This window comes from Clostridium cochlearium, assembly GCF_900187165.1.
Classification (GTDB): Bacteria; Bacillota; Clostridia; order Clostridiales; family Clostridiaceae; genus Clostridium_G; species Clostridium_G cochlearium.
Genome location: NZ_LT906477.1, coordinates 631,646 through 650,562 on the forward strand (window position 1 = coordinate 631,646; position 18,917 = coordinate 650,562).

Sequence of the window (18,917 nt, forward strand, 5' to 3'; positions counted from 1 at the left end):
ATCCATGGAAACAAGTAATTTATTATAGTAGATAATTTTAGGAGGTAATTTTATGGAAACTAAGTTTGAAGAAAGATTAATAATACCAAAGGATTATAAAACAGAATTAGATTTAAAAGAAACTGCTATAGCAATTAAAGAAGTAAAGGATTATTTTGAAAGAGCTTTAGCAAAACAATTAAACCTTATAAGAGTATCTGCACCTCTTTTTGTAAGATGTGATAAAGGATTAAATGATAACTTAAATGGAGTAGAAAGACCAGTAAAGTTTACTGTTAAAGATGATAATGAAGAAGCAGTAGAAATTGTTCATTCTTTAGCAAAGTGGAAGAGAATGGCTCTTTATAGATATAATTTTAATGTAAATGAAGGATTATATACAGATATGGATGCCATAAGAAGGGATGAGGATTTAGACAATACTCATTCTATATATGTTGACCAATGGGATTGGGAAAGAATAATAAGAAAAGAAGATAGAAATGAAGAATATTTAAAAGATATAGTTAGAAAAATATTTAAAGCCTTTAAAGAAACAGAAGAACACATAAATAAATTATATCCATTTTTAGGTAAGGTTTTACCAGAGGAAATATTTTTCATGACTACTCAAGAATTAGAAGATATGTTTCCTGATCTTACGCCTAAAGAAAGAGAAGATGCTATAACTAAAGAAAAGAAAGCAGTATTTTTAATGAAAATAGGAAAAACATTAGAATCAGGAGAAAAACATGATGGAAGAGCTCCAGACTATGATGACTGGGAACTAAATGGAGATATACTTTTTTGGAATCCAGTTTTAAATAAAGCATTTGAACTATCCTCTATGGGAATAAGAGTAGATGAAGAAGCTCTTTTAAGACAGTTAAAATTAGCTAATTGTGAAGAAAGAAAGGAATTAGAATTTCATAAAATGCTTTTAGAGAAAAAGTTACCATATACTATAGGTGGTGGAATAGGTCAATCTAGAATGTGTATGCTTTTCTTAAAAAAAGCTCATATAGGTGAAGTTCAATCATCCATATGGCCAGAAGAAATGATAAAATTCTGTAAAGAAAAAGGAATCATGTTATTATAACACTAAAGTCTCTCTTATACTAAAGAGGGACTTTTTTGTATAGAAAATTTTCTAAATATGCATACTATAAAATAAGGATTAATGGATTGTATAAAAATATTATTTTAAAAGGTGAATATTATGAATAAAAAAGAAATAGTACAAAGTTTTAATATTATAAAAAACTTAGATGATAAAGAATATATGTTTTCTATACTAGCTTATAATATTGCACCTACTATTTTAAAGAATAAACCTTCCACTATTGTAAATTTATCTAGAAATAATAGAAATTTATATATGTTGTGGGGAAAATATGGAGAAGAATTTAAAAGATATTTTTCTTTAGAAACTTATCCTCTTAAGAATACAAAAGATTTTAAGATAAAATTATTTTATAGAAAGAAATCTTTAGAGAATCATGTATATAAAAAAGAAAATATTAATTTTTTAAAAGATATTGGATATAAAGAAAGCAATAAAATTGAAGGATATTTAGATACGCTAAAATTTAGATATAAGGTTCAGTGTCCATATGAATTAGGCGTGTTTTTAGGGATTCCATTAGAGGATATAAAAGGATTTATAAATAATCCTAAAGATGATTACTTATTAAATGGATATTGGAAAGCTTATAATAATATAGAAGAAGCTAAAAATATTTTTAGAGAATATGATGAAGCTAGACTAATAGTATTAGAATTTATTTATAATAAACAAAAAACCTTTTTTAACAAGGTTTTTTAGAATGCTTTATTTATATTTAAGTTATTGTAAAGAAAATTTTTACTTATAGGTATTATATGAGGCTTTCCTGTAACTGGATTTTTTATTATATATGTATTAACGTCATAAACATATTTTAAATTATTTACGCTTAAAACTTTTTCAGGAGTTCCTTTAAAGAAAATCTCGCCATTTTTTAACAAAAGAATATAATCACTATATTGAGCAGCTAAATTTAAATCATGCAGTACGGAAATTATAGTTACATCTCTATTGAGAAATTTTAAAGTATCCATTATTTCTATTTGATTTTGTATATCTAAATTAGAAATTGGTTCATCTAATAATATAATACTACTTTCTTGAGCTAATGCTCTAGCTATAATTATTTTTTGACGTTCACCACCACTTAATTGATTTATGTACTTGTCTTTTAAATGCCAAGTATTTGTAATTTCCATAGCTTCTCTAACTATTTCATAGTCTTTATTAGTTTCTCTTTCAAATCTTTTTAAATGAGGTGAGCGGCCCATTAAAACTACATCAAAAGAAGTAAAATCAAATTCCAAATTAGTATTTTGAGGAACGGAAGACATTTTCTTAGCTAAATCTTTATTTTTATAATTATTTATATCAAAAGCATCTATATATATGGTTTTATCAGTTGTAGGTAAGGCCTTTAGAATGTTCTTTAAAAGTGTTGTCTTTCCAGAGCCATTTGGTCCTAAAATACTATAAAATTTATTTCTTTCAAAAGATATATTTATGTTTTTAAGTATATGTTTTTCATTATATGAGAAATTTAGATTATTTAAAATAATGGGATTAGAGTCTTTATTACACATATCATATCACCTTTTTTTATTTTTAATTAATAAATATATAAAATAAGGAGCACCAAAAAGAGCAGTAATTGCACCTACTGGTATTTCAGCAGGTGGTGCTAGAATCCTTGATAATGTATCACATATTATCATAAAGATTGCACCACCTAAAGTGGAGAAAGGAAGAAGGACTTTATGATTAGGACCTACAATCATTCTAGTAATATGAGGTACAATAAGTCCAACAAAACCAATAACACCACTTACAGATACACAAGATGCTATAATAATAGAAGATACAATTAGTAAAAATTTTTTAACAAAATTAACTTCTATTCCTAAGTTACAAGCCGTTTCATCTCCCATAAGCATTAGGTTTAAGTCTCTAGAGTATATAATAATTAGTATAAATCCTATAATTACAAATAAAAATAAAGAAATTACTTGTTTCCACGTAGCTGAAGCTAAGCTTCCCATAGTCCAAAATACTATCTGTTCAACTCTATCCCTATTAAATATCATAATTAAAGAATTAATAGAAGAAAACAAAAAACTAACCGATACTCCTGCAAGTAACAAGGTATTAGTAGGTAATTTAGTTCCAGTTTTAGCTATAAAATATACTAAAACTGTTGTAAAAATTGCTCCTATAAAGGCAAAAAGGGTAGTACCGGCTATACCAAATGCCATACTACTAATGCCCATAACTATTGATATAGATGCTCCTAGAGCAGATCCAGAAGATATTCCAAGTACATAAGGATCTGCCATAGGATTTTTGAATATTGCTTGAAATACACAGCCAACTACGGATAAACCTGCGCCAATAAGAGCTGATAATATTATTCTAGGAAGCCTTATATTAATAATTATAAGTTTATGAGTTTCAGATATATTATCTACATTTATTAATTTATTTATAAATGGAATTTTACCCATAAGAATTTGCATGCTATTACTAAAAGTTATATTAGCAACGCCTAAAGTACTAGATAAAATTATAGAAATAAAAAGTATACAAGCCATTATGATAAAAGTAATGGAATAATAACTATTTTTTTTTATGGAGTTCATTTATAAAGTCCTCTCTAAGGTATTATTTAAAAGCATCTGGATGAATTATCTTAGCAAGTTCTTCTAATCCATCTGCAAGTCTTGGGCCTTGTCTATCTAGCATATTATTATCTATTTCAAAAAGTTTACCATTTTTTATAGCTTCTAAATCTTTATATCCTTCTGTTTGTTGTAATCTTTTCTTTGAATCATAATATTTAGAACATATAATTATGTCTGGTTTTTTTTCTATGATTTTTTCTAAACTATATTTCCATTGAACTGCATCTTCACCTGCATTTTTAGCACCAGCTAAATTTATTAATTTGTGTAGAAAAGTATCTTTTCCTGGAGTATAATCTCCACTTTTACCAAAATCTATTACATAATAAACAGAAGGAGTATCTTTTCCTTTAATTTTTTCTTCAACAGAATTAACTTTCTTCTTCATATTATCTACTATAGTATGTGCTTCTTTATTAGCATTCAAAACTTTACCTATATTTGAAATTACATCGTAGGCACCTTCAAAATCTTCAGAACCGTAAAAAGCTACTGATTTAATTCCTAATTGTTCTAATTTATTTAAGTATTCTTCTGTAGCGTGAGTAGAAGCAATTACTATATCAGGTTTTAATTCTACTATTTTTTCTATGTTTGGAGTTTGTAGGGTTCCAATAGTGTCTATTTTTTCTACTTCTTTTGGGAAATCACAAAATTCAGTTCTACCTATAAGGTTTTCACCTTTATTTAAAGCAAAAATGATTTCGGTTACATTTGGTCCTAGAGATATTATTTTAGATGGTTCTTTTTCAATAGTTACTTCTCTTCCAAAGGAATCCTTTAAATTTAAAGGATATGTAGTTTTTTCAGAAATATTAGAAGAGTTTTTACTTTCCTTGATATTGTCATTTTTATTATTTGAACATGCGACTATTGAAAATGTTAAAAATACTGAAATTAATAATACTAAACCTTTTTTTAACTTTTTCATTGAAGCCCTCCTAAAAATAAAATTTTTAAATACAAAAATCTATTACCTAAATCCATGATAAGATAAAGGAATAAGTCTATATGTTATTAAACATAACTTTGAATTGAGTTTAACATTTTAAAATATATGTGTCAATATATCTTGAATTTTGAAGAGTATTGTATTTACACCTTTATTGTATACTGATAAAATAAAATATAGCTTTAAACATAGCATAAGAAAAAATAAGGGGAATAGGAAATGGAAAAGGTTATATTTTATCCAGGAAGTTTTGGAGAAATAATTCAAGGAAGATTTGAAGATAAAGATATATTATGTTCATGTCCCATAAACTTATATACAAAAGTTAAAATTTATGAAAGTATAGAAGAAAAAAATATGAATAGACATTATAAGTCCTATAAATTTATGGAAAATGTATTAAAGGAGTGGGGGTATTATAATTATTTTTCAGATTTACATATAGACATACAATCAAAAATTCCTAAAGGAAAAGGATTTGCAAGTAGCACAGCTGATTTAGCGGCAGTATATAATTGCCTAATAGATTTGTTTAAAAGGCCGTACAATCAAAAAGAATTAATAGACAATTGTGTAAAAATAGAACCAACAGATAGTATTATTTTTGAAGAATTAACTTTATTTGATTATAAAAAAGGTGATTATAGTGAAGGTATTGGAAAATGTCCACAATTTAATATATTAGTTTTTGAAGGAGAAAAGATTGTTAATACTGTGGAATTTAATAAAAAAGTTCTTACACCGTTAAGCAATATAGAAGATTTAGTACCTATATTAAAAGAAAGTATAAAATATAAAGATATAAATAAAATAGCTTATTGTTCTACAGAAAGTATAGTAAGAAATACTAAAAGGCTAGACTATACAATATTGCCTATTGTACTTAAAATTCAAAGGGAAATAGGAGCTTGGGGGATAATAGGAGCACATAGTGGAGATGCTTTAGGTATAATATATGAAGGGGAACTAAAAAAAGATATACTTAATAAATATATTAATATATTAAAAGGGGTTAAAATATATAAAGTAAAATCTTTAGAAAAGTGGACATAATAAATGAAAATAAAAGCATAAATGATGTGAAGTGGAATAATGACAAAATATTGATTTGCAATATAAGGGTATATGTAATAACATTACTTAATAATACGATAAAAATTATGATGGAAAGCAGTAATTGTATGAATTATAAAGAGAGACGATGGTGGGTGAAAATCGTTTAAGGAGTACAATGAAACATTCATTCCTGAATTGCAAGCTGAACGAACTTTTTTAGTAGGCCGAGCCGGTTTCCCTAACGTTATAAGGGCATAAAGAGGATTTGTGCTAATCAAATTGGGTGGTACCGCGAATAATAATCGTCCCTTACTGGGGCGTTTTTTTATTATTAGGTATTTCCTTCATTTGTTTTATACAAATCAATTAGGGTGGTAACACGGAGCATCGTCCCTTTAAGGGATAGATGCTCTTTTTAAATTTAAATATAAAAATAAGAAAAGGGGGATTTATTTTGAAAAAGAACTTAAAAGAAATAGTAATAACAGGATTTGCTCTATTTTCTATGTTCTTTGGAGCAGGAAATTTAATATTTCCACCAACACTTGGATATATGGCAGGGGAAAGTTGGATTGTTGCAACATTTGGTTTTTTAATAACTTGTATAAGTCTTCCTATTTTAGGTATTATATCTATAGCCATGGTAGGAGGAACCATCGAAAAATTTACAAATAAAGTTGGTAAAAATTTTGGAAAGATACTTTTTACAGTAATAATGTTGGCAATAGGTCCATTATTTTGTATACCTAGAACTGGAGCAACAACTTTTGAATTAGGTGTTTTGCCTATGTTTCCTAATTCAAATCCAATAATTTTTTCTATAATATTTTTTGGTATAAGTTATATATTCTCAGCCAATGAATCAAAAGTAGTAGATAAAATAGGTATTGTACTTACACCTATTTTATTAGGAAGTTTAGGATTAATAATAATAAAAGGTATTATTAACCCTATAGGAGTACCTATATCATCAGATTTGCAAAATCCTTTTTCAATAGGATTTACAGAAGGATATCAAACTATGGATGCTATTGGTTCTATGATTGTAGCTCAAATGGTTATAGCAAATTTAATAGTTAAAGGGTATAAAAGCAAAGAACAACAAGTGAATATAACATCCAAAGCAGGAGTAGTAGCAGCTATATGTTTAGGATTGGTATATGGCGGACTTGCATATATAGGTGCAACTTCAAAGTCAGTTTTCCCAGCTAATATGTCAAGAACAACTTTACTTATAGAAATAACTCAAAGTATACTAGGGTCATATAGTAAGTATATATTTGGAGGAGCTATATCAATTGCTTGTCTTACAACTTCAGTAGGTTTAACAGCTACCTGTGGTAATTATTTTAATAAACTATCTAATAATAAAATAAGATATAAAACTGTTGTTTTAATTATAAGTATATTTAGTTGTATAATATCCAATTATGGAGTTGAAACTATAATTAATTTAGCGGTACCAGTATTAGTTACACTTTATCCTGTGGTTATTATATTAATTTTATTAAACTTATTTAATAAAATTATACCTAATAGAGGAACTTATATAGGAGCAGTATATGGGGCATTAATTGTAAGTGTATTTATGTCACTAGAATCTATTGGGTTAAAAATACCATTTATAGTAGATGTAATATATCAATTTCCTTTATCTAAAGAAGGATTCTTTTGGATAGTTCCATCTTTATTAGGGGGAACTTGTGGAACAATACTAAATTATAGAAGGAAAAATAATTTTTCATACAAAGATGCATAAAATAAAAAGTCTATCTTTTTTATCATAAACAAAAGAAGATAGGCTTTTTTTCTTATAAAAATTATAAAACAATCATAAATGTTTAATATTGGTAATAGTATAAAATACAGTTATAATAATAAAGAAGGTGATGAAAATGATTAATAAAATTTATCCTAACATTTATAGACAGGAGATAACACTACCTAATAATCCACTAAAAGTTTTAAATAGTTATATAATTATATCTCAAAATAAGAATTTAATCATTGATACAGGATTTAATAGAAAAGAATGTAAAGAAGTTTTTATGGAGAATATTAAAAAATTAAATATTGACCTTTCAAAAACAGAATTATTTATAACTCATTTACATTCAGACCATTCAGGTCTTGCATCAGAAATTAGTAAAGATGTATTAAAGGTATATGCAAGCAAATATGATGGAGAAGTAATTAATAGTATGACCAGTTGGGAGTATTGGAATAGGTTAGAGGAATTTAAAAAAGTTTTTGATTTAGAAAAAGACAATGTATCTTTAAAAGATCATCCGGGATATAAATTTTCATCAAAGGAAATCATAAATTTCCATGAAGTTAAGCAAGGTGATATCATTAATGTAGGAGATTATTGTTTTGAAGTTACAGAAATACATGGACATACGCCAGGTCAGGTTGGATTATATGAGAAAGAACATAAATTATTCTTTTGTGGTGATCACATATTAGATAGAATAACTCCTAATATAGCTTTTTGGACTTATGAAAAAGATATGCTATCTATTTATTTTGAAAGTTTAAAGAAAATATATGAATATGACATAGAAAAAATATTTACAGCACATAGGGGACCAGTTGAAGATTATAGAAAAAGAATAAAAGAACTTTTTAAACACCATGAAAAAAGACTTAATGAAGTAAGAAATATTATAAAACATTGTAAACATTCAGTTAGAGATACAGCATCTAAGATGGATTGGGAATTAAGATACGACCATTGGAATGACTTTCCTAATGCTCAAAAATGGTTTGCCACAGAAGAAGCCATGGCTCATTTAGAGTATTTATTTTTTAATGGAGAAGCTTCCAAAACTATGAAGGACGGAATTTTATTTTATGAATTAAATTAATTAAGTTATTGATTTAAAAGCAGTTTTAATGTAAAATGATAGAGTAAAGCTAGTTTTATCTAGTAGGTGGGACTTAGGAAAAAATCCTAAGTCCTTTTATATAACTATATAATAATTTAATGGGATAATGTATTAATTCAAAAAAAATTAATAATATAGTTGACAATAATATGATATAACTATTATTAGGGAGAATATAATAAATATTTCTATTTTAAAATTAGTTGATTTGCTATAAGATGTATGTAGTATATGTGAAAGGAAAGAAATAATATGGTGAAAAATAGGAAGGTAAGAAAGAAAAAGAAAAGATTTTCATTTAAAATATTTGCATGTTTTTTATTATTTGAATTTGTATTTACTGCAGCAAGTGCCCCTTTTTTAATTTACTATGGACCTTTTAAAAACTTAAGAAAAACTTTAGTAGGAGCAGCTATGAGTACATTAAGCCATCAATATATAGCTACAGCATTTCTTTCAGATAAAAAGATTCAAGAAATTTTACAAGAAGATGTTGTGGAAGTTTTAGAACAAGGAAATTCAATAAAAGATTTAGAATTTACCAATAAACATGATAAGAACATTGAAAGATATGATATAGATGGTGGAAAATTTAAAGGATATATGTTGGTTATTCATGATGCTAGCAGAGTAAAAGTTGGATATAGTAGTAAAATCCCAAAATCCGGAGAGTTAACAAGTAAGATAGCCAAAGATAATAAAGCTATCGCAGCTATAAATGGCGGAGGATTTACAGATAAGAACGATGATGGAAACTGGACAGGTACTGGAGGACAGCCTGTTGGAATACTAATGAGTAATGGTGAATTCATACATAATGATATTAAAGACTTAGACAAAAAGGGTGATGTAATGGCCATTACTTCAAAGGGAGTACTGTTAGTTGGAAAGTATAGTTTAAATGAAATGAAAGAATTAGATGTAAAAGAAGCTATAACTTTTGGTCCAGCACTAGTTGTTAATGGACAACCTACTATTAAGTCTGGTGATGGAGGTTGGGGAATTGCTCCAAGAACGGCTATAGGACAAAGAAAGGATGGGGCTATTCTTTTCTTAGTTGTAGATGGAAGACAAGTTAGAAGTATTGGAGCTACATTAAAAGATGTACAGGATATTATGCTAGAATATGGAGCTTATAATGCGACAAATTTAGATGGAGGATCTTCTACAACGATGTATTATGATGGTGAGGTAATTAATAATCCTTGTGATCCATTAGGTGAAAGATCAATACCTTCAGTTGTATATGTTGAACAATAAGGGAGAGTAGCAATGAAAAGATTCAGAAAAATATTTGTATGGATAATGTTATCTTTAATAATTCAGACTTCTATGTATTTTTATATAGATAAATATTATTTAACTAATAATACTAAATTAAAAGCAACTAAAGTGGAAAAGAAGAATAAAGATGAGAAATCAGATTTAGAAATAAAATTGCCTGATAATGTTAAGAATGTTACTATGTCCTTTGATGGAAAATATACTGCATACTATGATGGAGATACTTTGAAAGTATCAGATACTAAAACTGGTGAAAAAAGGGAAATAACCTTTGATGAAGATGTAGATCTATCTTACTACAAGTGGTTATCTGATAGAAATAGAATGTTGATTGCAGAAAAACATCAAAATGAAAATGGTGGATATAGATTTAAGTTATCATACTATGACGTGGATAAAGATACCAAAGAAGAATTTAAAGATTTAACATGGGGAGACGAAGACTCTATTGTAGAAGATATTCAAGAATCCACAATAACAAATGTAATGTATATAAAAGTTTCTAGAGGTGGAGGAAATAGTAGATTATATTGGATTAATATAATGGCAGAAATGAAAAGAGTACCTACTAAAGTTCAAATGATAGGAGATACAGCATTAATTTATCATGAAGATAAGCTTTTATATGAAAGTACAACTTATGATAAAATATATGTTACTGGTATGGATAGTGCTTTGGAGATAGAAGAAGTGCAGAAACCTAGATTATTGGGAGTAGATATAGATGACAATGTATATATAGGAAAAGGAGAAAATGACAAGATAACAAAAGTTTATTATGGGAATTTAGAAACTCCTACCAATGAGTGGAAGTCAATTCCTTTTGATCAACCTATAGAAGAACAAGACATTCATATAACAAAGGAAGGTAAAGTTATAATAAATGATAATTTAAATGGAATAGTAAAAGAGCTAGCAACAGGTAAAGAAACTAAATATATAGGTAAATTTCTTCAATTGTACGAAGGTGGAGTTGCTTCTATAAGTGAAAATAAATTAATAAAAACTAAATTTGATTAATAAAAAACTCACTGTAAGTAAGTTGCAGTGAGTTTTTTAAAATAATATAATAAATTTAAGAGAAGGTGATTTTTTGACATTAAAATTATTAAGTAAGATTTTAACTATACCAGCAATTTTAATAGGATTTACATTTCATGAATTTGCTCATGCTGTAGTTGCTGATAGATTAGGCGATAAAACACCAAAGTTTCAGGGAAGACTATCTTTAAATCCAATTGTTCATGTTGATCCTATAGGATTTATTATGATATTATTATTTGGATTTGGATGGGCTAAACCAGTACAAGTAAATCCATCAGCTTTTAAAAATTATTATAAAGACGATTTGAAAGTTTCCATAGCAGGACCTATATCTAATCTAATTATAGCTTTTATATTTGGCGGAATTATGTTTCTTATGGAGAAAATTAATCCTGCATATGGTGGGCAAGTGTTTGGTATATTATATTTAATAGTGGATTTTACCATACGTATTAATTGTATGTTAGCTTTTTTTAATTTAATGCCTTTGCCAGGTTTAGATGGATTTCATATATTAAGAGATTTATTTCCAAGTAAATTTTATAAATATGCAGATCAAATATATAGATATCAAATAGTTATACTTGTAATTTTTATATTGACTCCATTATCTACATATTTAGTTTGGAAACCTGCTAATATAACTTATGGATTAATACTTAGACTATTTAGTTAAAATAAAGGAGGAAATTATGAGGCTTAGAAAAAAATGGTGGGCTAGGCCAGAGATGGAGGCTTCACCTTTAGTAATAACTAATCCAATAGAATATAAAGGAAAGTGGAAAGAAGAATTTAAAAATAATAATACTATTCATTTAGAATTAGGATGTGGAAGAGGGGGATTTATACAAGAAAAAGCCCTTCAAAATCCAAATATAAATTACGTAGCTGTAGATTTAAAAGATGAAATTTTAATTTATGTTTTAAGAAAAATAAAAGAAAAAGAAATAGAAAATGTGAGAATTGTACCATTAAATATAGCTTTTATAAGTGAAATATTTGAAAAGGATGAAGTAGAAAAAATATATATAAATTTTTGTAATCCATGGCCTAAATTAAGACATAATAAAAGAAGACTTACTCATAATAAATTTTTAGATGAATATAAGAAATTTTTAAAAATTAAAGGCGAAATATGGTTTAAAACAGATGATATAGGTCTATTTGAAGATTCCCAAGAATATTTTAAAGAAAGTGGATTTTCAATAGAATATATAACCTATGATTTGCATAAATCAGATTTTAAACATAATATAATGACAGAATATGAAAGTAAATTTACAAATATGGGGATGAAGACCATGTTTTTAATAGCAAAATTTAAGTAATAATTAAGTGGCAGTTTGGATTTTAAACTGCCACTTTTAATTTTCTTTTAGGTTATTTATTAACTCATTATATATAGATTTAACACCTTTATGCCAATTTTTATCTTCAGCATATTTTCTATTTATCCATTTAAAAGGATCTTCACCCTGTGGTCTATCTTGGCATAAGTTGATTACAGTTCTACAGGCTATTTTTGAAGAGTCAACAATATCAGTATTATACTCCATCCAACTATGAAAAACATTGAAGGGATTATTGGCAATTTTTTTAGAATGTTTATCTGTTTTAGGTACAAAACTTTGTTCTTGTCCAGTTATAGCAAATAAAATCAAAGGATTTAAATCAAATTCTTTTGCAGAATTTATTATAGAAGAAAAATACGGTTCTTCGGATAAAAGAGAATTTCTATTTATTAAAAAAGTCCTAAGCTTTTCCTTATCTATTTCTATATACTTAAAATAACTAGGAATACTAGAAGAATTATTATTTTCAACTTTACATACTAATAATTCATAATTAATTTTTTCTACATGCTTTATTCTATTAGAAAAAACATAGGAAGACATTGACTTATATCGGTGAGTTAAAATTAGAATAAAAAAGGTGCATATAAAAAATATTATTAATTTATTATAATGAGGCTTGGACACATTTCTTCCATTATTATTTTTAATAATGGAATTTTCCCAAATAGAAATTTCTTCACTAGAAACTATATCTTTAAATGCATCTGATGTAATAGTATTATATATATCTGAATAAGAAATACTATCTTTGTTATTAAAAAAAGTGTTTTTTAGTAAAGATATTTTTATTTGCTTTTTATTACAATTTTTAATACCTATAAGATGTTCTTCTAAAATACAATGGATGGTTTCTGAAAGGATATTAGCTTTTTCTTTAGCACTTTTATCTATATTTTCATTATTTATAGTTTGTCTGATTTTTAAAATTTCTTCTTTAGTTAATATTATTTTATTATTAAGATTTTTTCCATTGTTTACATACATTTAATCACCCTTTGATGTTCAGTAACGCTAAACGAGCTTTCCATAGTGCAACTATCTGCCTTCATTAATTATTCATTATTAGTTATTCACTATTTAAAGGTTATCGTAAAAAGCTTAAAATACTTTAATTTTGTAAATAAGAAAGGCTTGCATTTCTAAATACAAGCCTCTTATATGGTTAATTTTATTTAGCATTTCTAGCAGCTTCTAATACTTTTTCAAAATTAGGTTGGTTACCTATTTCTTCTACGTATTCTGCATAAACTATATTGTCATTACTATCTATTACAAATACTGCTCTTGCAAGAAGTCCTAATTCCTTAACATAGGTTCCATAGTTTTTGCCAAATAATCGATCTTTAAAATCTGATAATGTAGTTAGATTATCTATTCCATTATCGCCGCACCATCTAATTTGTGCGAAGGGTAAATCCATTGATATAGTATATATACTTACATTTGGTATATTACTTGCTTCTTTATTGAAAGTTTTTGTTTCTAAATCACATACAGGAGTATCTAAAGATGGAACAGCAGATATTATTCTTACTCCTTTTGTATTTTTTAATGAGAAGTCCTCCATATTATTATCTACTACAGTAAAATCTGGAGCTTTATCTCCTATTTTTAATTGAGTACCTACAAGAGTAACAGGGTTTCCTTTAAATGTTATATTCATAATATTTCCTCCTTAATTTAAACTTTATATTAACTAATAGTTATTATCCACTAATTATATGTATATATTACCATATAAAAATTATAAAATCAAATTATTTTACAAAAAAATATTCAAAAAGTTAATACTTGTGTATAATTATATTGTTTGCAAGTTAAAAGGGGTGTATACATATGAAAGATAAATTTTTAAATGGAAAAGTAGCATTAGTAACAGGGGCCTCTAGAGGCATAGGAAGAGGCATTGCAATTGAATTAGCAAAGGCAGGAGCTAGTGTTATTGTAAATTATAGAAAGGATTTAAAAGGAGCGGAAGAAACAAAGAGGATAATAGAAGAGGAAAATGGATATTGTAGAATAATTAAATGGGATGTAAGTTCATATGAAGATACCAAATTAATGACTGAAAGTATAATTAAAGATTTTGGTAAAGTAGATATTCTTATAAATAATGCAGGGGTATCTAAGGTTGGATTGTTTATAGATATGGACGAAGGTGATTGGGATAGCATAATAAATACAAATTTAAAAGGTGTTTTCAATTGCTGTAGAAATATATTACCACATATGTTTAGTGCAAAAAGTGGAGTAATAATAAATATATCCTCAATGTGGGGAAATGTTGGAGCTTCTTGCGAAGTAATTTATTCTGCTTCAAAGGGTGGAGTGAATTCTTTTACTAAAGCTTTAGCAAAAGAAGTAGGACCATCAAATATAAGAGTAAATGCAATTTCACCAGGGGTTATAAACACTTCTATGAATAAATGGCTGAGTTGTGAAGAAAAGGATAGCTTGAAAGATGAAATACCCCTATGTAGGTTTGGAGAATGTGAGGATATAGGTAAAGCTGTGGTATTTTTATGCAGTGATAACGCAAGGTATATAACAGGTCAAATTTTAACAATAGATGGTGGGATGATATAAAATAAATAACTCTAGTTTAGAAAATATTTTATCTAAACTAGAGTTATTTATATATCTTTATCTTCAAATAATTTAATAGATGAATGTATAGATAAGAACATAAATAATAAAAAGAAGCATAATCCAAAAGGACTTATTGAATTTAAATTTGTCATTAAATTAGATAAAGAATATAATTTTGAAAACATAATAAAAAATAAAAGAGTAAGTGAGAAAGTGAAGAACATAGGTTCCAAATAGTATAGTGTTATAAGTGTTCCAAATATAATATTTGCTAATAATATCAATGAAAACATATCTTTAATACTAAAAATTAAAGGTATGGAATTAACATTTATATAATTTATAAAATGACAAATTGTCCATGTAAAACTTATAACAAAAACAGAAATAATATTTAATAATATATATTTACTTATAATTATTTCCTTTCGAGTTGTGGGCAAACTAATTAAAATACAATCAGATTTTTCTATGGATAAAAGTGATAATATGAGTATTAAAGTTAATATAATTTTATAATAATAGGATACATCCAAATCATTATTATGAAATAATCTTATAAATATTATAGGTATATAGATTGATATTAGAAATAATATTTGCTTTTTAATTAAATATAAATTTCTTATAATAAGGTTTTTCATTTTATCTCACCTTCGTTTAAAGTTTTTATTTTTTAATACCAATATACATATTGAAATAGATAAAGCTGTTAAACATAAAACAATAATTAGATATTTAAAATAGCTGTAGAAATTGAAGTTTAAAAAGCATTTTGAAAACTTTATTAAAAGCATACTACCTATAAATATTAAAAAGGGTGAAATTATATTAATTATTCTTCCAGAAATAAAATATATAGAAAAATACACAGAGCACCATGTTAATGATATCAATGTGGTTAAACAAAAGTAATTCATGGATATAAAAATAGCATCAGATACATTTGTGCCTGAAAATACTATTATTGAAAATAGTAAAAAATAATAAAAAAATATTAATATTGAGGATAAATATTTAGAAATAATAATGGTTTTTTTATCTATTGGCATACTTAAGAATAATTTAATGGAATCATTTCTATCTTCTTTTGAATTCATAGAAATATTACAAATAATAGAAGGAAACAATACAAATATAGTAAAAGTTATATGAAAAGCGGATAGGTTAAAAGCACCACCAAACATAAAAAATGATAGTGTTGAGCATATAAGTATTTCTGGTAATATAAGTTTAAAATCTTTTAATATAAGTATTTTCAAGAAAGCCACCTCCTTATTATTCTATGTCCTTATTTTCAAACAATCTAATAGAGGAATACATAGACGAATACATAATTAATAAAAATAAAACTATACTAATAGGATTTAGAAAGTTTAACTTTGGTAGTAAATTAGAGCTTATTGCATTTAATGAAAAAAGTAATGGGAGTAGTAGTATAAGTAAGATATTAATATTATTTATTGAATAATATAAAGGTATAATTATCGCACATATTATATTAGACAAAAATATAAAGGAAAGTATATCTTTTAAGCTTAAATTTATAGTACATAAATTAGAAAATTTAAAATGAGTTGTATAGTGGATTAAAATTATGGAAAAAGCTATAAATATAATAATTAAGTTTAATACTATATATTTACTTATTATTATTTCCTTTCTAGTTACAGGTAAGCTATTAATAATAAAGCTACCTTTCTTTTCATCATCGTTACACGTAACGATGATTGATATTCCAAGGACTAAAGCTAAAGGAATAAAATAGCCAAGGGCTTCAATACCATTATTTAAGATTAATGTCATAATTAAATAAATAGGAATTATAAATATCCATCTTTTCATTATATATAAATCCTTCAAAATAAGATTTTTCACAAAAATCACCTCTTAACTATTTTTGGAAGTAAATACCATAATATCATCTAGGGAAGCACTATCTATTAAAATAGAATCTCCAAATAAATTTTGTATCTCATTAACATCATCTGTTAGAGCCTCAAATCCAAAGGCATTTTCTTTTATTCCTATAAATTTTTCTTTTAAATGCGTATTTAATATATTTTTATCTCCTTTAACTATAGCGTAGTTGTCCAATATTTCTTCTTTACTTTTAGAAAAAACTATATTACCTTTATTTATATAAGTTATATAATCAGCAATCTTTTCAAGGTCAGTAGTTATATGGGTGGAAAAGAATACACTTTTATTTTCATTTTGAATTAATTCTAATAAAATATCTAAGATTTCTCTTCTAAACACAGGATCTAACCCTGAAGTTGGTTCATCCATTATAATTAAATCTGCATTATGAGAAAGGGCTATAGCTAATGAGAATTTTATTTTCATACCTTTAGAAAGTGCTTTAATTTTTTTATTGGTATTTTTTAAATCAAATCTTTCTAAATAATTTTGAAAAGTCTCTTCATCCCAATACTTATAAAAAGGAGCTATTATTTTTTTGATTTCTTTCATGGTGAAATTTTCATAATAATAATTTTCATCATATACAAAACCTATTTTTTCTTTTATTTCCTTTTCAAATTTCACATTATCTTTTCCAAATATTTTTATTTCACCTTCATCTTTTTTAAAAAGATTCATTATAAGTTTTATAGTAGTGCTTTTACCAGAACCATTTGGACCAATAAATCCCATTATATATCCTTTAGGAACAGAAAAGCTTATATTATTTAAGCAAAAACTTTCTTTGTGATTTGACCAATCTGTAAACTCTTTTTTTAAATTAATAACTTCTAAAATATTGTCCATCTTAATAGTCCTCCTTAATAAATTATTTTTATCATTTCTATAATTTCCTCTAAACTTAAGTTCATAAGTTTGCAATCATTAATTACTTCTGTTAATTTTTCTTCTATAATTCTAAGCTTTCTTTCTATAAATAGTTCTTTATTTTGCCCTGCTACAAAAGAACCCTTACCAGGAGTAGTTTCTATAAAACCTTCTTTTTCAAGTTCATCATAAGCCCTTTTAGTGGTTATAACACTTATAGACAACTCTTTGGCAAGGTTTCTTATAGATGGTAGAATTTCACCTTCCTTTAGTTTCTCAGACAATATTAAATTTTTAATTTGATTTACAATTTGTTGATAAATAGGTTCTTTCGAAGAATTTGATATAATTATTTTCATTTTAAAATCCCCTTGCGTATATACTGTATATATCGTATATTAACAGTATATACAAGAATATCTATATTGTCAATTGATTAAGAAAACTTTAAGAATTAAATTAGTAAAAGATTATGGGTTTATGATATTATAAAGATTGTAGGCAATATTCTAGGAGGAGATATCAGTGAATAAAAGCACTATCATTGTAGTAGATGATGAAAAGGAAATACGAGATTTAATAGGCATATATTTAGAAAATGAAGGGTATAAAGTAATTAAAGCGGAAAATGGCATAAAAGCTTTGGAAATATTAGAAAAAGAAAAAATAGATTTAATAATATTAGATATAATGATGCCTGATATGGATGGTATTGAAGCATGTACTAAAATTAGAGAAGAAAAAAACATGCCTATAATAATGTTATCAGCTAAAACAGAGGATATGGATAAAATATGGGGACTTACTGCAGGAGCAGATGATTATATGACAAAACCATTTAATCCTTTAGAACTTATAGCCAGAGTAAAATCTCAATTAAGAAGATATAAAAAGTTTAATGTTCAAAATGCTTATATTAATGAAAATGTGATAGAGATAGATGAGCTTATAATTAATACAGCTACACATGAAGTAAAAGTTGGGGAGAAGGAAGTTAGACTTACCCCTAGGGAATTCGATATATTGGAATTGTTGGCTAGAAATAAAGGTATAGTATTCAGCATAGAAAAAATATATGAAAGAGTGTGGAAGGAAGAGTTTTTAAAATCTGATAATACAGTTATGGTACACATAAGAAAACTAAGAGAAAAAGTAGAAGAAAATCCAAGAAAACCTAAGTACGTAAAAACTGTATGGGGAGTAGGCTACAAGGTAGAAAACTTGTAAATTAAA

At 26.2% G+C, this 18,917-nt stretch carries 21 protein-coding genes and 1 other annotated feature; of the genes, 11 read left to right on the plus strand and 10 right to left on the minus strand.

Going from position 1 to position 18,917, the window contains the following annotated elements:
- The first annotated feature begins 52 nt into the window (after positions 1-52).
- Entirely contained in the window at positions 53-1,078 is a 1,026-nt protein-coding gene (gene asnA, locus CKV72_RS03060; protein WP_095177456.1) for an aspartate--ammonia ligase, read from the plus strand.
- A 120-nt stretch (positions 1,079-1,198) separates the two neighbouring features.
- Positions 1,199-1,804 (plus strand): DUF3793 family protein, encoded by a 606-nt coding sequence (locus tag CKV72_RS03065; RefSeq protein WP_095177457.1) that lies wholly within the window; start codon positions 1,199-1,201, stop codon positions 1,802-1,804.
- Here CKV72_RS03065 and CKV72_RS03070 read toward each other — a convergent pair.
- From CKV72_RS03070 to CKV72_RS03080, 3 genes are read right to left on the minus strand one after another with little or no spacing between them, the layout of a single operon-like run.
- Positions 1,801-2,628, minus strand: a complete 828-nt coding sequence (locus CKV72_RS03070; protein ID WP_095177458.1) for an ABC transporter ATP-binding protein — start codon at positions 2,626-2,628, stop codon at positions 1,801-1,803. The genes CKV72_RS03065 and CKV72_RS03070 overlap by 4 nt on opposite strands.
- 6 nt (positions 2,629-2,634) lie before the next feature.
- Complete coding sequence (locus CKV72_RS03075) at positions 2,635-3,681, minus strand: FecCD family ABC transporter permease (protein ID WP_095177459.1); 1,047 nt, start codon at positions 3,679-3,681, stop codon at positions 2,635-2,637.
- Between the two features lie 22 nt (positions 3,682-3,703).
- Positions 3,704-4,654, minus strand: a complete 951-nt coding sequence (locus CKV72_RS03080) for an ABC transporter substrate-binding protein (RefSeq protein WP_095177460.1) — start codon at positions 4,652-4,654, stop codon at positions 3,704-3,706.
- A gap of 240 nt (positions 4,655-4,894) precedes the next feature.
- Here CKV72_RS03080 and CKV72_RS03085 point away from each other — a divergent pair, with 240 nt between their 5' ends.
- The 7 genes from CKV72_RS03085 to trmB all read left to right on the plus strand — a co-directional run bounded on the left by CKV72_RS03085 (position 4,895) and on the right by trmB (position 12,275).
- Positions 4,895-5,728 (plus strand): GHMP family kinase ATP-binding protein, encoded by an 834-nt coding sequence (locus tag CKV72_RS03085; RefSeq protein WP_095177461.1) that lies wholly within the window; start codon positions 4,895-4,897, stop codon positions 5,726-5,728.
- Positions 5,729-5,826: 98 nt separating this feature from the next.
- Positions 5,827-6,044 (plus strand) — a binding site (T-box leader).
- A gap of 141 nt (positions 6,045-6,185) precedes the next feature.
- Positions 6,186-7,490, plus strand: coding sequence for a branched-chain amino acid transport system II carrier protein (gene brnQ, locus CKV72_RS03090; RefSeq protein ID WP_095177462.1), 1,305 nt, complete (start codon positions 6,186-6,188; stop codon positions 7,488-7,490).
- Positions 7,491-7,626: 136 nt separating this feature from the next.
- Positions 7,627-8,598: an MBL fold metallo-hydrolase gene (locus tag CKV72_RS03095; protein ID WP_095177463.1), complete on the plus strand. Its 972-nt coding sequence runs from the start codon at positions 7,627-7,629 to the stop codon at positions 8,596-8,598.
- A gap of 276 nt (positions 8,599-8,874) precedes the next feature.
- Positions 8,875-9,879, plus strand: coding sequence for a phosphodiester glycosidase family protein (locus CKV72_RS03100; protein WP_168943903.1), 1,005 nt, complete (start codon positions 8,875-8,877; stop codon positions 9,877-9,879).
- 12 nt (positions 9,880-9,891) lie between these two features.
- Entirely contained in the window at positions 9,892-10,923 is a 1,032-nt protein-coding gene (locus tag CKV72_RS03105) for a hypothetical protein (RefSeq protein ID WP_095177464.1), read from the plus strand.
- A gap of 73 nt (positions 10,924-10,996) precedes the next feature.
- Entirely contained in the window at positions 10,997-11,623 is a 627-nt protein-coding gene (locus CKV72_RS03110) for a site-2 protease family protein (protein WP_095177465.1), read from the plus strand.
- A gap of 16 nt (positions 11,624-11,639) precedes the next feature.
- The gene (trmB, locus tag CKV72_RS03115) at positions 11,640-12,275 is read left to right on the plus strand and encodes a tRNA (guanosine(46)-N7)-methyltransferase TrmB (protein WP_095177466.1); all 636 of its coding nucleotides are present in this window, start codon (positions 11,640-11,642) and stop codon (positions 12,273-12,275) included.
- A gap of 36 nt (positions 12,276-12,311) precedes the next feature.
- On the opposite strand, the gene CKV72_RS03120 is transcribed toward trmB, so the two are convergent.
- On the minus strand, positions 12,312-13,286 hold the full coding sequence (locus CKV72_RS03120; protein WP_095177467.1) for a hypothetical protein: 975 nt from the start codon (positions 13,284-13,286) through the stop codon (positions 12,312-12,314).
- Positions 13,287-13,470: 184 nt separating this feature from the next.
- On the minus strand, positions 13,471-13,965 hold the full coding sequence (tpx, locus tag CKV72_RS03125) for a thiol peroxidase (RefSeq protein ID WP_095177468.1): 495 nt from the start codon (positions 13,963-13,965) through the stop codon (positions 13,471-13,473).
- Positions 13,966-14,138: 173 nt separating this feature from the next.
- On the opposite strand from tpx, the gene ymfI reads away from it, so the two are divergent.
- The gene (gene ymfI, locus CKV72_RS03130) at positions 14,139-14,888 is read left to right on the plus strand and encodes an elongation factor P 5-aminopentanone reductase (protein ID WP_095177469.1); all 750 of its coding nucleotides are present in this window, start codon (positions 14,139-14,141) and stop codon (positions 14,886-14,888) included.
- A gap of 47 nt (positions 14,889-14,935) precedes the next feature.
- On the opposite strand, the gene CKV72_RS03135 is transcribed toward ymfI, so the two are convergent.
- Genes CKV72_RS03135 through CKV72_RS03155 form a run of 5 tightly spaced genes read right to left on the minus strand, consistent with a single transcriptional unit; the run spans position 14,936 to position 18,043 of the window.
- The gene (locus CKV72_RS03135) at positions 14,936-15,535 is read right to left on the minus strand and encodes an ABC-2 transporter permease (RefSeq protein WP_095177470.1); all 600 of its coding nucleotides are present in this window, start codon (positions 15,533-15,535) and stop codon (positions 14,936-14,938) included.
- Positions 15,536-15,541: 6 nt separating this feature from the next.
- Entirely contained in the window at positions 15,542-16,153 is a 612-nt protein-coding gene (locus tag CKV72_RS03140; RefSeq protein WP_157726525.1) for an ABC-2 transporter permease, read from the minus strand.
- Between the two features lie 16 nt (positions 16,154-16,169).
- Positions 16,170-16,736 carry an ABC-2 transporter permease gene (locus CKV72_RS12590; protein ID WP_420896637.1) on the minus strand — a complete coding sequence of 189 codons (567 nt, stop codon included), beginning with the start codon at positions 16,734-16,736 and terminating at the stop codon, positions 16,170-16,172.
- Between the two features lie 45 nt (positions 16,737-16,781).
- Entirely contained in the window at positions 16,782-17,663 is an 882-nt protein-coding gene (locus CKV72_RS03150; RefSeq protein WP_095177473.1) for an ABC transporter ATP-binding protein, read from the minus strand.
- Positions 17,664-17,677: 14 nt separating this feature from the next.
- Positions 17,678-18,043, minus strand: a complete 366-nt coding sequence (locus CKV72_RS03155; RefSeq protein ID WP_089863087.1) for a GntR family transcriptional regulator — start codon at positions 18,041-18,043, stop codon at positions 17,678-17,680.
- Positions 18,044-18,209: 166 nt separating this feature from the next.
- Between CKV72_RS03155 and CKV72_RS03160 the strand changes: the two genes are divergently transcribed.
- Positions 18,210-18,911, plus strand: coding sequence for a response regulator transcription factor (locus tag CKV72_RS03160; RefSeq protein ID WP_089863086.1), 702 nt, complete (start codon positions 18,210-18,212; stop codon positions 18,909-18,911).
- Positions 18,912-18,917 lie beyond the last annotated feature (6 nt).